Here is a 15,318-nt window from a genome sequence, read left to right as displayed (position 1 = left end):
TATATAATGTATTCATACAAAGGTCCTAGGAATTATAACCTTTGACGACACTTATTTATTATTGATACTTATTATAAAGATTCTATATGGAGGTACAAACAAATGAGACCGGAATGGAGAGCATTTAACAACGGCATCTGGGAACATGAGATTAATGTCAGAGACTTTATTCAGAAAAACTATACCCCTTACGACGGAGATGATTCCTTCCTTGCAGGACCCACCAGTAAAACAGATGAACTGTGGGCACAGGTTATGGAATTAAGCAGTAAGGAGCGGGAAGCAGGCGGAGTTCTTGATATGGATACAAAGCTGGTTTCTACAATTACCTCTCATGGCCCTGGTTATTTAGACAAAGATAAAGAAACAATTGTAGGATTTCAGACAGATAAGCCGTTTAAGCGTTCCCTGCAGCCATATGGCGGCATTCGAATGGCAGAAAAGGCTTGTGCAGACAATGGATATACCATTGATCCTGAAATAAAGGAATTCTTTAATACACACAGGAAAACTCATAACGCAGGTGTTTTTGATGCCTACACAGAGGAAATGCGTAACTGCCGCTCCAGCCACGTCATCACCGGACTTCCGGATGCATATGGCCGCGGACGTATTATCGGTGATTACCGTAGAGTGGCTCTTTACGGAATTGACCGTCTGATTGAAGATAAGGAAGAACAGAAGAATACAACCCGTACTACCATGTATTCCGATGTAATCCGCGACAGAGAAGAGCTGTCTGAGCAGCTTCGTGCTTTAAAGGAATTGAAGAAGCTGGGATCCATTTACGGATTTGATATTTCAAAACCTGCCATGAATGTGAAGGAAGCGATTCAGTGGACTTATCTGGCTTACTTAGCTGCAGTAAAAGAACAAAACGGTGCTGCCATGTCCCTGGGACGTACTTCCACCTTTATTGATATCTATGCTCAAAGAGATTTAGAGGAAGGCACATTCACCGAAGAAGAGGTTCAGGAATTTGTGGATCACTTCGTTATGAAGCTTCGTCTTGTGAAGTTTGCACGTACACCGGAATACAATGAGCTTTTCTCCGGGGATCCTACCTGGGTAACGGAATCCATCGGCGGTGTGGGAATTGACGGACGTCATCTGGTTACAAAGATGTCCTACCGTTATCTCCATACACTCCATAACCTGGGAACTGCACCGGAACCCAATTTAACCGTTCTGTGGTCAACAAAGCTTCCTGATAACTTTAAACGTTTCTGTGCGAAGACTTCCATCGAATCTTCTTCCATTCAGTATGAGAATGATGATTTAATGAGAGTTACCCACGGTGATGACTATGCCATTGCCTGCTGCGTATCTTCCATGAGAGTGGGAAAAGAAATGCAGTTCTTCGGCGCACGCGCCAACCTGGCAAAATGTCTCTTATATGCAATCAACGGCGGCGTTGACGAGATAACCAAGAATCAGGTGGGCCCGAAGTACCGTCCGATTACTTCTGAGTATTTAAATTATGATGAGGTAATGGATGCTTATAAGGATATGATGCAGTGGCTCGCAAGAGTCTATGTCAATGCATTGAACATCATCCACTATATGCATGATAAATACAGCTATGAGCGCATTCAGATGGCTCTTCATGATAAAAAAGTAACTCGTTGGTTCGCAACTGGAATTGCTGGTCTTTCCGTTGTAGCTGACTCACTTTCCGCCATTAAGTACGCGAAAGTCAAGGCAATCCGTGATGAGAACGGTATTGTTGTGGATTACGAAATTGAGGGAGATTTCCCGAAATACGGTAACAATGACGACCGCGTGGACCAGATCGCAAATGACCTGGTACACACCTTCATGAACTTTGTGAAGGCAAATCATACTTACCGCGGTGGAATTCCTACAACTTCCATCTTGACAATTACTTCCAACGTAGTATATGGTAAAAACACAGGAGCAACTCCTGACGGACGTAAGAAGGGAGAAGCATTTGCACCAGGTGCAAACCCAATGCACCGGAGAGATACCCATGGTGCGGTATCATCCTTAGCCTCTGTTGCCAAGCTTCCATTTAAGGATGCACAGGATGGTATCTCCAATACCTTCTCCATCGTTCCGGGTGCTCTTGGAAAAGAGGATAAGATCTTCTCCGGTGATTTGGAAGTGGATCTTGAACTGGCTTTAAACGAGGACCAGAAGTAAGGAGTGACTGTTATGGCAGATCCAAACGAAAAACAAATTGATGATATTGTCTCAATGCTGGATTCATTTATGGCCAACAACGGCGGTCATATGAACATCCGGGTAGCAGAGGACGGTACCGTAAACGCCCATAAAACTATGGCGAAAACAATTACTACTGCCAATTCCCTTGACTGCGCCGAAGGTGATACTGCCTGCCGTGTTCCTACCCTGTTTGAGGGCATGGACCGGGAAGAGGATGACCTTTAAGCAGTCCGGGGCAATCAGAACTAAGACTCATAAGGAGGATAATAAAATGGCAAATATCAGTAAATCTCAGATCGACAATCTCGTGAACTTATTAGATGGCTATGTGGAAGAAGGCGGACATCATTTAAATGTGAATGTCTTTACAAAGGATACTCTTCTGGATGCACAAAAACATCCGGAGAATTACCCTCAGCTGACAGTTCGTGTTTCCGGTTATGCCGTGAACTTTATAAAACTGACAAAAGAACAGCAGGATGAGGTTATTTCCAGAACATTCCACAGCAATATGTAACAATCAGAAAAGAAGGCGATGCACTTATGACAGGACGTATCCATTCCATCGAAAGTTTTGGTACTGTAGACGGTCCGGGCGTGCGCATGGTGGTGTTTTTTCAGGGCTGCCCCATGCGCTGCCAGTACTGCCACAACCCGGATACCTGGGAGCTGGCAGGCGGCAGTCTGATGACCGTGGAAGAACTATTAAAACAATTTGAGTCGTCCCGGCATTTTTACCGGGGCGGAGGTATCACTGCCACAGGAGGTGAGCCGCTTATGCAGCTGGATTTTCTTACTGAACTGTTTGAAGCGGCAAGAAAAAAGGATATTCACACCTGTCTGGATACCTCTGGAGTGACATTTAACAGAAGCAATGAGGAATATGTAAAGAAAATCGACCGTCTTCTTGCTTCCACCAGTCTGGTTATGCTGGATATCAAGCAGATTAATGATATCCGGCACAAGCCATTAACTGGTCATTCCAATGCACCAATTCTGGATTTTGCCCGCTATCTTGATGAGAAAGAAATACCTGTCTGGATCCGCCATGTGGTGGTGCCCGGCATCACAGACGAAGCACCGGATTTATATCATCTTGGACGTTTTATCGGTCAGTTGAAGAACGCGAAAGCCCTTGATGTACTTCCCTATCACGATATGGGAAAAGTAAAATATGAGAGTATGGGGCTGGATTATCCCCTAAAGGGTGTACCTCCTTTATCAAAGGAAGATGCTATCTCTGCCAAAAAAATAATTCTTAACGGAATCCGGGATGCCCGAAGCGGCGAACCCGATCCTTATTGCTTCTAAAATTAAACATTAATTGTTACATTTACTACTTGATTAAATTTTATTAATAGTATAAAATATAGAAAAATGTATAGAATATAAGGAGGTAATTTATCATGGCACGTGTTATTAGTGACGCTTGTGTTAGTTGTGGTTCATGTGAAGGCGAATGCCCAGTAAGCGCTATCAGCCAGGGTGATTCTCAGTTTGTTATTGATGCAGATACTTGTATCGATTGCGGCGCTTGTGAAGGTGTATGCCCTACAGGAGCAATTTCTGAAGCATAATTATCGAATACATATATGCCTCTCCCGGAAGGGAGGGGCATTTTGTTATGGATTTCCATATCTTTTATTATCACTCATGTTATTTCTGAAAGGAAGTTTATATGAAAAAACCGCTGATAGGATTAACACCTGTTCACGATACAGATAACAATGATATTAAGATGAGACCTACTTATTTACGGGCGTTAAAGGCGGCGGGAGGAATTCCTGTTGTTATGCCGCTGGAGGCAGATGAGGATGATTGGATACGGCTGGTTGATGAACTGGACGGATTTGTGTTCACTGGCGGACCGGATGTTCATCCATTTCTTTTCGGTGAGGAGACGCAGGCCCACTGCGGCAATGTTTCGGAGGCGAGAGACCGGATGGAGATTTCTCTGCTCCCCCTGATTCTGGAGAGAAAAAAGCCGGTTCTTGGAATATGCAGAGGGATTCAGGTGCTGAATATAGCCCTGGGCGGTACCATCTGGCAGGATATCTTTTCTATGACAAAACCGGAGTTTCCTATTGCCCATTCCCAGCCTTTTGCTTATCATATGCCCAGCCATACGGTTTCTCTGACACAGGGCACGCTGCTGCATAAGATTTGTGGTGCGGATACACTGCGAGTCAACAGCATGCATCATCAGGCTGTGAAGGAATTAGGACAGGGGCTGACAGCATCGGCTTACTCCCCGGATCACTTGATTGAGGCTTTGGAAATGCCTGGTTATCCCTTCTTTGTGGGGGTGCAGTGGCATCCGGAGTATCTTTGGGAAAACAATGAGGAAGCGTTTCGGCTTTTTAAGAGATTTATAGAAGCTGCTTGCTGAGAATTGAAAAAAATCTAAAAAAATCCGCAGTTTACACGTTCAGTGGCAGCTGCGGATTTTTTGCCTGAGCCTCTTTTGGACTCTTTTTATCTGAAAGTGAGAGTATGCTATAACTTTTTTCCGTTTCGACCAAACTTCTTCTTGCGGTTAAAGAAGGGGATTTTAGATGCTGCTGCTTCTGCACGGCCTTTGTTATCTTTCTGATAGGTCCGCATAAGCTCGTCCAGCTGTTTGTAACGCTCTTCTTCTTTTTCCTCTTTCAGGTTCATTAAGTATTCCATTTCCTTAATGACCTTGTCATTGACCAGACTGCTGACATCCTGGCTCAACTGCTCATTATTTAACTCCAAAGCACGTCCAATGATATGATTCATAATTTCCTGAAACTGTTCCATCTTCTCCTGTGCAATAGAGACCTGTGCTGTGTTATGTACCTCCAGGCCCGCCTCACCGTCTTGTCCGGTAAGTCCGCTGTCTTTTAATTCCTGGGTCATCTGCCCCTCCAATAATTCATCGGGTATAACCGGATCCTTTCCGTCCCCAATGATTTTTTCAAGCGCTGTCTTAATGGCTTTTAACTGATATCCCTTTTCCTTTAAGTCCTTGATCTGCCTGAATAAACGGATGTGTGCTTCGGTGTAATACCGGTGTCCCATCTCATTTCTGGGAATGTTTAATTCTAGCTCGTCCTCCCAGTATCTAAGGACATGGGATTCTACATCAACCTTCTTTGATGCATCCGATATTAAGTAATGTATCTCAGCCATAGCTATATCCTCTCCTTTGGTTCGTTTAGTTTTCATAACCTTACTATTTATATCATATGCGGGTATGATACGGATTATGAATAAGATGTTGAAAAAAATTTTTAAGGGGAAGGAATTGTTGGGGGGATGAAAAAATATAAAAGGAATGGGAGGGAACGGGAATCCAACCATCTTTACGAATCTTATAGTGGATCGCAACCATCAGAATAAAGGGAAAAAGCGGATATGCTAATCTGTTATGTGCAAATTTTGGAACTCAACATGTACAGTTTTAGCACTTGCATTGAAATTTGAAGCTATTAATACTATTATTAATGAAAAAAAGAAGGTGATTTCAATTTTATTAACACTTACAATTCTATCAACTACGGCAACAAGTACATTTGCTCAAACAAAAATAAATGATGTCGTAAGAACAGATTTTAATTATGAAAAAGGTAGTATTGAAAAACTATTTGTACTGTATCCAATATTAATCCTGTAACAGGTGTTGTTGTATCATCTACTGCTGCAGTAGTAGCATATATAATCAAAGTACGTGCTCCAAATAAAAACAGCAGAACGTACTATTCGAACTTTTAAAAACAATCGATTATTTGGGATATATACTAATTTTTGCAGCAATGATAATTGGAACTAAAGTTTCAACTCATGCCACATGGGTAAACGTTATTAGGTCAGAATTCTGGAATATGATTTTTGTTTTGATTGTAATAATCTTTACAAAAGTAGCAGTAAAGATTATCAAGGATATAAAAGATAATTAAAATTGAAGACAAAGTTAAATGATAGTGGACTATCTATGTTGATAATTAGATATGTCCACTATTTCATTAGAGAGCGTAAATTTTCTTGTGTCCGGAGAGTAAACAACTATCTGGAATTGAATTAGATATGTAGTAGATTCCTATAATTCGGGAACTTATTTGCAATTCCAAACATAAGTTTTTATCAGTAGTTCCCCTGATTTCTTGTTATATTGTTTCGGACAGCAAAAATAATCGTTACCTCTAGCTTTCTTTAAGTGGGCTCAGCCACACCCCATCTATAGAGTTATTAGGAAAATATTCTTTCTTATAACATACTGATTTATCTAATTCATTCCCAGAAAGCAGCCATTTCTTCCAACCACACTAAATTTATTATACAACACTCAGGATAGATCTCCCCCTTTTTCTATCCTGCTCATTGCCGGGCCATGTTTGCGAATTTGGTGTATTCCGGTCTCCATACTAAATTCACAGTTCCAATCGGACCATTTCTTTGCTTGGCTATGATGACTTCTGCTATGTTTGGCATGTCCGTATCTTTATTATAATAATCATCTCTGTACAAAAACATTACCACGTCGGCATCCTGCTCGATCGCTCCTGACTCTCTTAGATCCGACAGCATGGGGCGATGATCCTGCCTTGTCTCACAGGCTCGGCTTAGCTGGGATAATGCAATTACAGGCGCACTTAACTCTCTTGCAAGGGCTTTTAATGACCGGGATATCTCGGATATCTCCTGCTGACGGTTGTCTCCGCCTTTTCCGCTTCCGCTCATCAACTGTAAATAGTCGATAATTACAATGCTTAACCCATATTCCAGCTTCATCTTCCTGCACCTCGACCGTAGCTCCATAATGGAAATACCGGGAGTGTCATCGATGATTAACTTGGAATTTCCGATTACTCCGATTCCTTCTACCACTGCATCCCAGTCACTGTCGGATAAGGTTCCGGTTCTTAGCTTCTGGGAATCTACATTGGACTCCATGGCTAACATACGGTTTACCAGCTGCTCTTTTGACATCTCCAGACTGAAAACCATAGCGGGCAGCCCCTTCTTTACAGCAATGTGGTCTACCAGGTTCAGAACGAATGCCGTCTTTCCCATGGAGGGTCGGGCGGCAATCAGAACAAAGTCAGAGGGCTGAAGACCGGAAGTCTTATAGTCCAGATCAATAAAACCTGTAGGAATTCCTGTTACAGTTCCCTGATTCTTTGACGCTTCCTCGATCTTCTCCAGTACATTCATGGCTACCTGACGGATAGGAACGAAATCTCCGGAATTCCGGTTCTGCAGTAAGTCAAATATGGTCTTCTCCGTAGATGCCAGAATATTTTCAAGCGGTTCCTTTCCTGCATAACAGGTATTCGCTATGTCCTCATTTACCTTAATCAGACGTCTTAATACTGCCTTATCCCGCACAATCTTAGCATAAGACTTTACATTGGCAGAGGTGGGAACCGTTGTGATAATGTCTCTGACAAATTCCAGACTGGACACCTCGGGGGGTACATCTTTTTCCTTTAAGCGGTTCTGCAGGGTGATTAAGTCAACCGGCAGATTCTCATTAAAAAGCTCCAGCATGGCTTCAAACATGACGCCATACTGGTGCTGATAAAAATCTCCTGCTGTAACGATCTCGGAAGCAGCAATGATCGCATCCCGATCCATCAGCATGGATCCGATGACGGACTGCTCTGCCTCAATGCTGTGAGGGAGGATCCGTTTGATCAGGGCCTCATCCATACCTGTGCCTCCTAGCTTTCTAATACCTTAACATCTAATTTTGCAGTTACATCCTTGTGCAGCTTAATAGGAACTTCATGAGTACCAAAGGTCTTTAACGGCTCTGGAAGTACCAGCTTCTTCTTATCAATATCTAATCCTAACTGGCTGGATATCACCTGGGCGATCTCTTTCCCTGATACGGAACCAAATGCTCTTCCGCCTTCTCCTGCACGGATTGTAACGGTAATCGATGATTCCTCTATCTTCTTTGCAAGCTCCTTTGCTGCTTCCAGCTGCTCTGCCGCAATCCTTGCTTCATTGGCTTTCTGAAGCTTTAAATCATTTAAATTCTTTGTGGTGGCTTCAATTCCCAGTTTCTTCGGGAGAATAAAATTCCTTGCATATCCATCATTAACCTTGACGATCTGTCCCTTTTTCCCAAGTGCTTTTACATCTTCTAATAATACAACTTCCATTATGATATGTCTCCCTTCTCTAACATCTCTTTAATAACCGCTTTTACCTGGTTTCTTGCTTCCTCTATGCTTACACCAGCAAGCTGGGCACCTGCAATGGATCTGTGCCCGCCGCCGCCAAGCTTCTCCATCATCACCTGAACATTGACCTCATCAATGGAACGGGCGCTTAAATAAACTGTATCGTTATACTCTGTCATGACTATAGAAGCCTTGATCCCTGATATATCAAGGAGCTCGTTGGCTGCCTGTACCCCCACTACGGTAGGGCTGTCAATCCCCTCAGAGGGACAAAGGCTGATAGCGAAGCTTCCTTCGAATATCTCAGCTTCTCTAACGGCTTCCGCTTTTGCCCTGTAATCGTCCAGATTGTCACGGAACAGCTTTCTGACACGAACCACATCAGCTCCGTTCCTCCTGAGAAACGCTGCTGCTTCAAAGGTTCTTACACCTGTCTGATTGGTGAAATTATGGGTATCAATGACGATGCCGGCATAAAGTGCGTCTGCCTCCGCAGATTTAACCTTAATCCCGTCTGCAATGTACTGAAGCACCTCCGCTACCATCTCGCAGGCAGAGGATGCATATGGTTCCACATAGGATAAAACTGCATTGTCAATGATCTCACTGCTCTGTCTGTGGTGATCCAGTACCACTATGGTTTTCACCAGACTCAACAACTGGGGTTCATCGGTAATGCTGGGTCTGTTTACGTCAACTACGACAAGCAGTGTATTGGCGTCTACCAGTTCTGCTGCTTCATCACCTTTTAAAAACATATCATCCGGATAGTCTGAATTCCCCATAAAGCGGTCCTTCATGGGTCGGACGAAGGTGGTAACTTCATTGATAACGATATTCGCCTTTTTATCCATGGCGGTGGCGATCCGGTAGATTCCTACTGCAGCACCGAAGGAATCGATATCCGTCATACGGTGGCCCATAATTAAGATACGGTCCTTGGTTTCCATCAGCTCCCGAAGTGCATGAGCCTTAACACGTGCCTTGACACGGGTGGTCTTCTCCACCTGCGGCGCTTTTCCGCCATAATACTGAATCCGCTCTCCATCTTTCACCACTGCCTGGTCGCCTCCGCGCCCAAGTGCCATATCGATGGCTATCCTGGCATAATCGTAATTCTTATAATAGCTTTCTCCATTCATTCCAAGACCGATGCTTAATGTCACTGACATCTCGTTTCCGATATTGACAGTCTTTACTTCTTCAAGAATGGAAAAACGGTTTTCTTTCAGCTCTGCAATGTAACACTGCTTGATGGCAAAGAAGTACTTATCCTTCTCCAGCTTTTTCACAATTCCGTTCATGCCCGCAATGTATTTTGTAATCTTACGGTCTATGAGAGCGGTAAGCAGCGAGCGCCGTACCTCCTCCACGCTTTCCAGCGCTTCATCGTAATTGTCCAGATAAATAAGACCTGCTACCATCTTCTGGTCATCTACCATCTGTTTGTATTTGAGTATTTCTGTTTCATCAAATAAATAAACTGCCAGCAGCATCTGTTCATCATGATCCCTGCCTGCCGTATCACCCATCAGTTCTGAGGTATCCTTCATATGAACTGCTTTCAGCGAGATCTCAAACTTCCTGTCATTGCATGTGCCGTGAAGTACTGCAGCTCCATCTCCCAGATTTAATACCTCTTTTGTGATTTCAGGAAATAGAATGGTGAGATTCTTCCCAGTTGCCCTGATATGCTTTTCCTCTCCCAGAACAGCGGAAAATGCTTCATTCCCCCAGAGAATCCTGCCTCCTTCATCTGCGATCGCATATGGAATCGCAAGATCATTCAGAAGCTGCTTATGCATCCAGGAGTACTCTGCTGAGAATTCCACAAGGCCGCTTAACAGACGTCTTCTTCTATAAAAAGAAAGCCAGAATGCAATTCCTGCGTAGATCAGCGTGAACAGGGCCATAATAATCCCCGCCTTTGTACTGACTGCGCCAATCACTGCATTGGCAGCAATTAAAAGCCCGGTTAAGTAAAGAGGCCATTGCATGTAGATCCCCAGCTGTCCCTTTATTTTAAACTTCTCTTTCATATTCGACTCCTTATGGAAAAAAGGTTCTTTTTTCGCTATCTTCTTATTATAACATAGGATACAGGGTTCGTCCATTAAAAAGCTAAAACAGGGCTTATCCGGACTATCTCAGCCTTCCTGAAGGTCAGCAGCTTCACCTGATAACCTTGTCTCTTTATATGACTGTATCACCTTGCTGATCTGAGCTCTTGTATAAGGCTTGACAATAAAAGAAAATACATGGATTTTAAATGCTTCCAGTGAAAATCCCGGGATCCCGGATAAAAGCACCACCTCCGGCGGGTCCGGAAGTTCGTACAATTTGGAAGCCAGCGTAATTCCGCTGATATCCGGCATAACAATATCAGAAAATACAAGATCAACCGGATGCTCCCTGATATACTGCATGGCGGCAATGGCTTCCGGAAAACTGCCGCACAGCTCTATCTCACTCATACCTTTTAAGATTCCTGTGAGTTTTACCAATAGTTCCTCTGAATTATCTACAACTACAACCCTGATGTTCATAACTCCTCCGCTGATTCTTTCAAATATGTCTATTATAACGACAATTTTCTTATATTTCAATGGGCATACACCCGATCTATTCTATTCATTCCCATAAAAAAATGTTTCTAACATAAATAAGGCAGTAAAACCGGCGTATCTGGCTTTACTGCCTTATTTCAGGTACTATTTAATTGCATTTTCTCCCCGTTCTCCGGTTCGGATCCGGACTGCATCCTGTATATCGGAGATGAAAATCTTACCGTCACCGTATTCACCGGTATACGCTCTCTTCATGATTGCAGCAATAACAGGCTCTGCCTGATTGTCCGCCACAAACATCTCTATTTTTATTTTGGTCAGGAAATTATAATCCACCTCTGCACCCCGGACAAATTCCGTCCATCCCTTCTGGTTTCCGCATCCCATAACCTGCATAATACTTAATCCGTTTAATTTCAGTTCTTCCATGATTTCTTTTATATCTTCCAGCTTTTCAGGCCTATAACCCGGAGTTATATAAAACAAGTCCGCCATTTGGGACAACTTCTGCACCAGGATGATTTTTTAAATACTCCAGAGCCAGTTGTGGAACCTCTATGCTAAACCGCTTAAGTACCGGACACTGTCTGTAAACCTCATAACCTCCGGTTCCGCTGGCGCGGTAATCGCTCATGCACAGTTTCAATTTCCTTCCCTGAATTGGTTTTCCCTTAAAAAGGATCTTTACCACCCGTTCCCCCTCCGGTTTTTTCAAATCAACCTCATATTCAATTCCGGCAAAATAATCATAATTATAATGCTCTACCTTCGGCTTTAAAAATATCTCCGATATTGCAATCTCTCCATTCATTACCGTGAAGTATTGTGCGCAGCGTTCTAATGCCATTTTTAGAATATCCTCTGTAACCTCTAAAACTACCAGAGTGTTGGAAAATGGATAAACTCTTACCAGATCCCGCATGGTGACCCGGGCAGGCAGGGCGATGGGATTATTGCCCAGACCAATACAAGAGATATCGGCGCCCGTATACGCCAGCTGAATCTGATTAAAAAAATCTGCCACTCCGCTACCCCTGAGTGCCATCTCAAGTTTCTCTCTTTCCGGAATAGCTTCCTTTAAACTGCCAATCTCAAGGTCCAGCCACTTCTGCACCTGCTCTTCCAATGGCAGCAGAGATTCATATGGATCACGCTTATGACAGGAACCTGCCGGCAGAATGGTGGAGGTAACCGTGCAGGCATCCTCTTCATACAAGATCTCAATGCATGCATACTGAATGGCATTGGCTGTCAGCTGCAGCGTATGAGTGCCAAAGCAGTCTCTCCCCATAACCGTCATATGCTGATGAGCGGTTAACAAAACATCATAATCAAGCTCTTTTAATATCCGGTAACCGATGTTTTCACTACCTGTTGTCAGTACCGCACCAGTTTCCAGATCACTTTCGTATCCGCCATGATAGATACAGACTGTAATATCAGACTCCTTCTTTAAACGCAAAAGCTCTTCCTTGGCAGCCTCAAATGCATCGGTAATCTGTATCTGTTCCAGATGTGAAGGGTTCTCCCATATATTTACATAGTCGGTAACTATACCACTGACCCCCAGACGGAGCCCGTTTTCCAGTGTAAAGATATGACTGGACACAACTCCTGTCTCACCCTTTAAGTCTTTCGCATTGGCACAAATGCAGACACCATTCAGCTTTCCCATATAGTGGGCAAGCCGGTCATAGCCAAAATTAAAATCATGGTTTCCAGGTACAACTGCATCATATCCAGCCGCATTGTACACCATAGCCATCGGCTCACTTTGCAGCAGATCACCTGCCTGCTCTGTAAGAAAAGACGCCATGGGAGATCCGGATATGGTATCTCCCCCATCAAAAATCAGCGTATTGCCATCTTTTTCAAAATTGGAAATACAGTTTAAAAGTCCCATGGGGCGTTCCTTTTTATCTCCATAACTTGTCGGAAATAAATACCCATGAACATCCGATGTATAATAAATTTTTACTTGTTTTTTCAATCAGTTACCCCCTTGCCAGCTTCACCCGGATTTTGGTGGATATATATTCCACCATCAGTACCAGGAGGATTAGTCCTACCAGAATTGCCCCTGCTTCATTCCACCGATAGGAGTTCATGGCAAAGATTAAGGGTGCACCGATACCTCCCGCTCCCACCAGACCAAGAACAGTCGCATCTCTTAAGTTAATATCAAACCGGTATATTACCGTTGAAGCAAAGTTCGGAATCAGCTGAGGAAGAATTCCGTACCGGATCTTTTGAAAGGCATTGCAGCCGCAGGCATCTAAGGATTCTAAAATTCTGGTATCCAGATCCTCGATTGCCTCTATATACATTTTGGAAACCATTCCGATGGAACAGACGGACATGGTTAATAATCCTGTAAATGCTCCCGGCCCGCTGACACGGATAAACATCAGTCCATATACAAATGCGGGAATGGTCCGCACTGCCATAATGAACAGACGGGTGACATAAGCGATGGGGGCAGGCATCAAATTAGAAGCGGATAAAAATGATAAGGGAATTGCAAGAAACGCGCCTACAATCGTTCCCAGAAAGGCAATACAGACCGTCTCTAAAAGAAGATACGGAACTCCCTGTGCTGTAAAATTAAATAAAAGTTTTGGCTCCGGATGAAAAATTCCGCTTAAAATATTTCCGGCAATCTGTACTCCGGAAAGTCCGGTTTTGGAGACATCAACTGCTGATCCGGACCAGATAAGCAGTGCCAGAACAATCACAGACACCGTAACCTGGTATATGGTATTCCTGGGACGCTCTTCATAAGCCTTTTCAATCTGTTTATTCATACACTGCCTCCTATACCAGTTTCCGGCGGCAGTAACGGCTCACCGACTCTATGAAAAATACGGTAACAAACAGCATGATCAGTATCATGCCGACACTGGGATACTCTCTCCAGCCCAGTTTTTCATTTAAAATAAGCCCCAGGCCGCCCGCTCCCACATATCCAAGAATAGCGGCGTAACGGACATTTCCCTCAAAACAGAATAGCCCATTTGATATGTAAGACGGAAGTACCTGTGGGATGATAGCCCTGACAAACGCCCGGACCTTTGTAGCCCCGATAGCTTCCATTGCTTCAAATGCCCCCATATCGGCTGTTTCAATCTCTTCATAAAGGATCTTTCCCATATAGGCAAATGTGAACACGGCAATGGCTGTCGTTCCAGCCAGAGTCCCCAGTCCAAACACATAAGTAGCTATCAAAGCTGTAACAAGTGTTGGAAGCGTCCTCACTATGCTTAAAAATAACCTCACAATTCCCACTGCTGCGTTATTCTTTACAATATTAGTAGAGGCCGCCATGGCAAAGGGGATAACAGTCACGGCACCGATGAAAGTGCCAAGAAGTGACATCTTTAAGGTATCAAACAGAGGTTTCCAGATCTGGGTGCTATAGCCCCATTCCGGAGGAGCCATCATACCAAGAATTACAAAAAACTGGCCTCCCCGTTCCCGTAAAACCCCTAAATCAAACCCTGTAATCTTAACGGAAAGAGCAGTTAAGAAAACCAGAATCAACATAATGAAAGGAAGTCTGGAAGCTGGCTTTAAGACTGTTTTTCCGTTTGAAAGCTCCATTTTCTTCGGCGGAAATACCTTGTCATAAATACTCATCCTGCTGCTTCCTCCTCTTCTTTCCCTTCATAAATCTCATCAAGAATTTCCTGGGTTACTTCCGATGCGGGACCGTCATAGACAATTCTTCCTGCCCGGATTCCCACCACCCGGCCTGCATACTGAAGGGCTAAATCCACATGATGGATGTTTAAGAGGATGGTAATGTTCATCTCCTTGTTTATCCTTAAAAAATCCCCCATTACCTGTTTTGCCGTAACCGGATCCAGGGAAGCCACAGGCTCGTCTGCCAGAATGATCTGGGGATTCTGAGCCAGTGTTCTGGCTAAAGCCACTCTCTGCTGCTGGCCACCTGAGAGCTGGTCCGCACGGACAAACGCCTTATCTAGGATTCCCACCTTATCAAGAGCCTCTAGCGCTTCCAGTTTATCCTTCTTTGGGAAGACACCAAAAAGAGCCTTAATAAACGAAAGGTCCGGTACCTTTGACATAAGAACATTATTAATCACCCGTGTTCTCGTTACCAGATTAAAAGACTGGAAGATCATACCGATTCTCCGGCGGAAGCGGCGCAGCGCCATGCCTCTTAAGCCCATGACATTGACTCCGTCCACAGTAAGAGTCCCTTCTGTGATGTCATGCATGCGGTTAATCGTTCTTAAAAGAGTGGATTTACCAGCTCCGGATAAACCGATTATGGCTACAAATTCTCCCTGCTCAATCTTTAAGTTAACGTCTTTTAAAGCCTGAAAACCGTTGGAATAGGTTTTGCCCACCTGATTAAATTCAATCATACATACCCTCATTTCCCA

17 protein-coding genes are annotated in these 15,318 nt (G+C 43.8%); 7 read left to right on the top strand and 10 right to left on the bottom strand.

Annotation, left to right across the window (positions count from 1 at the left end):
* Positions 1 to 102 precede the first annotated feature (102 nt).
* The 6 genes from pflB to RZO55_RS09670 all read left to right on the top strand — a co-directional run bounded on the left by pflB (position 103) and on the right by RZO55_RS09670 (position 4,576).
* Positions 103 to 2,163, top strand: a complete 2,061-nt coding sequence (pflB, locus tag RZO55_RS09695) for a formate C-acetyltransferase (RefSeq protein ID WP_318064074.1) — start codon at positions 103 to 105, stop codon at positions 2,161 to 2,163.
* Positions 2,164 to 2,175: 12 nt separating this feature from the next.
* Positions 2,176 to 2,412, top strand: a complete 237-nt coding sequence (locus tag RZO55_RS09690) for a hypothetical protein (protein WP_318064073.1) — start codon at positions 2,176 to 2,178, stop codon at positions 2,410 to 2,412.
* A 46-nt stretch (positions 2,413 to 2,458) separates the two neighbouring features.
* A complete protein-coding gene (grcA3, locus tag RZO55_RS09685; protein ID WP_097004639.1) occupies positions 2,459 to 2,704 on the top strand; it encodes an autonomous glycyl radical cofactor GrcA3 in 246 nt (81 codons plus the stop codon).
* Between the two features lie 26 nt (positions 2,705 to 2,730).
* Positions 2,731 to 3,498 (top strand): pyruvate formate-lyase-activating protein, encoded by a 768-nt coding sequence (pflA, locus tag RZO55_RS09680; RefSeq protein WP_318064070.1) that lies wholly within the window; start codon positions 2,731 to 2,733, stop codon positions 3,496 to 3,498.
* Between the two features lie 95 nt (positions 3,499 to 3,593).
* Positions 3,594 to 3,764 (top strand): 4Fe-4S ferredoxin, encoded by a 171-nt coding sequence (gene fdxA / locus RZO55_RS09675; RefSeq protein WP_318064069.1) that lies wholly within the window; start codon positions 3,594 to 3,596, stop codon positions 3,762 to 3,764.
* Positions 3,765 to 3,865: 101 nt separating this feature from the next.
* Positions 3,866 to 4,576, top strand: coding sequence for a gamma-glutamyl-gamma-aminobutyrate hydrolase family protein (locus RZO55_RS09670; protein ID WP_318064068.1), 711 nt, complete (start codon positions 3,866 to 3,868; stop codon positions 4,574 to 4,576).
* A 107-nt stretch (positions 4,577 to 4,683) separates the two neighbouring features.
* On the opposite strand, the gene RZO55_RS09665 is transcribed toward RZO55_RS09670, so the two are convergent.
* Positions 4,684 to 5,343, bottom strand: a complete 660-nt coding sequence (locus RZO55_RS09665; protein WP_318064067.1) for a helix-turn-helix domain-containing protein — start codon at positions 5,341 to 5,343, stop codon at positions 4,684 to 4,686.
* 238 nt (positions 5,344 to 5,581) lie between these two features.
* Between RZO55_RS09665 and RZO55_RS09660 the strand changes: the two genes are divergently transcribed.
* On the top strand, positions 5,582 to 5,827 hold the full coding sequence (locus RZO55_RS09660) for a hypothetical protein (RefSeq protein WP_318064066.1): 246 nt from the start codon (positions 5,582 to 5,584) through the stop codon (positions 5,825 to 5,827).
* Positions 5,828 to 6,528: 701 nt separating this feature from the next.
* On the opposite strand, the gene dnaB is transcribed toward RZO55_RS09660, so the two are convergent.
* From dnaB to phnC, 9 genes are all read right to left on the bottom strand, one after another.
* A complete protein-coding gene (gene dnaB, locus RZO55_RS09655) occupies positions 6,529 to 7,863 on the bottom strand; it encodes a replicative DNA helicase (RefSeq protein ID WP_318064064.1) in 1,335 nt (444 codons plus the stop codon).
* Between the two features lie 11 nt (positions 7,864 to 7,874).
* A complete protein-coding gene (rplI, locus tag RZO55_RS09650) occupies positions 7,875 to 8,321 on the bottom strand; it encodes a 50S ribosomal protein L9 (RefSeq protein ID WP_097004634.1) in 447 nt (148 codons plus the stop codon).
* Positions 8,321 to 10,381 (bottom strand): DHH family phosphoesterase, encoded by a 2,061-nt coding sequence (locus RZO55_RS09645; protein ID WP_318064063.1) that lies wholly within the window; start codon positions 10,379 to 10,381, stop codon positions 8,321 to 8,323. Before RZO55_RS09645 ends, rplI begins: the two co-directional genes overlap by 1 nt.
* A 108-nt stretch (positions 10,382 to 10,489) precedes the next feature.
* On the bottom strand, positions 10,490 to 10,888 hold the full coding sequence (locus RZO55_RS09640) for a LytR/AlgR family response regulator transcription factor (RefSeq protein ID WP_318064062.1): 399 nt from the start codon (positions 10,886 to 10,888) through the stop codon (positions 10,490 to 10,492).
* A gap of 165 nt (positions 10,889 to 11,053) precedes the next feature.
* Positions 11,054 to 11,404 carry a P-II family nitrogen regulator gene (locus RZO55_RS09635; RefSeq protein WP_318064061.1) on the bottom strand — a complete coding sequence of 117 codons (351 nt, stop codon included), beginning with the start codon at positions 11,402 to 11,404 and terminating at the stop codon, positions 11,054 to 11,056.
* On the bottom strand, positions 11,370 to 12,899 hold the full coding sequence (locus tag RZO55_RS09630; protein ID WP_318064060.1) for a bifunctional metallophosphatase/5'-nucleotidase: 1,530 nt from the start codon (positions 12,897 to 12,899) through the stop codon (positions 11,370 to 11,372). Before RZO55_RS09630 ends, RZO55_RS09635 begins: the two co-directional genes overlap by 35 nt.
* Before the next feature lie 4 nt (positions 12,900 to 12,903).
* Positions 12,904 to 13,713, bottom strand: a complete 810-nt coding sequence (phnE, locus tag RZO55_RS09625; RefSeq protein ID WP_318064059.1) for a phosphonate ABC transporter, permease protein PhnE — start codon at positions 13,711 to 13,713, stop codon at positions 12,904 to 12,906.
* A 10-nt stretch (positions 13,714 to 13,723) separates the two neighbouring features.
* Complete coding sequence (gene phnE / locus RZO55_RS09620) at positions 13,724 to 14,545, bottom strand: phosphonate ABC transporter, permease protein PhnE (RefSeq protein WP_318064058.1); 822 nt, start codon at positions 14,543 to 14,545, stop codon at positions 13,724 to 13,726.
* Entirely contained in the window at positions 14,542 to 15,300 is a 759-nt protein-coding gene (phnC, locus tag RZO55_RS09615) for a phosphonate ABC transporter ATP-binding protein (RefSeq protein WP_318064057.1), read from the bottom strand. Before phnC ends, phnE (RZO55_RS09620) begins: the two co-directional genes overlap by 4 nt.
* Between the last annotated feature and the right edge of the window lie 18 nt (positions 15,301 to 15,318).

It is taken from the genome of Clostridium boliviensis, assembly GCF_033342255.1.
Taxonomy (GTDB): domain Bacteria; phylum Bacillota; class Clostridia; order Lachnospirales; family Lachnospiraceae; genus Lacrimispora; species Lacrimispora boliviensis.
Note: the sequence above shows the minus strand (reverse complement) of the source record. Positions and strands in the feature narration are given on the sequence as shown.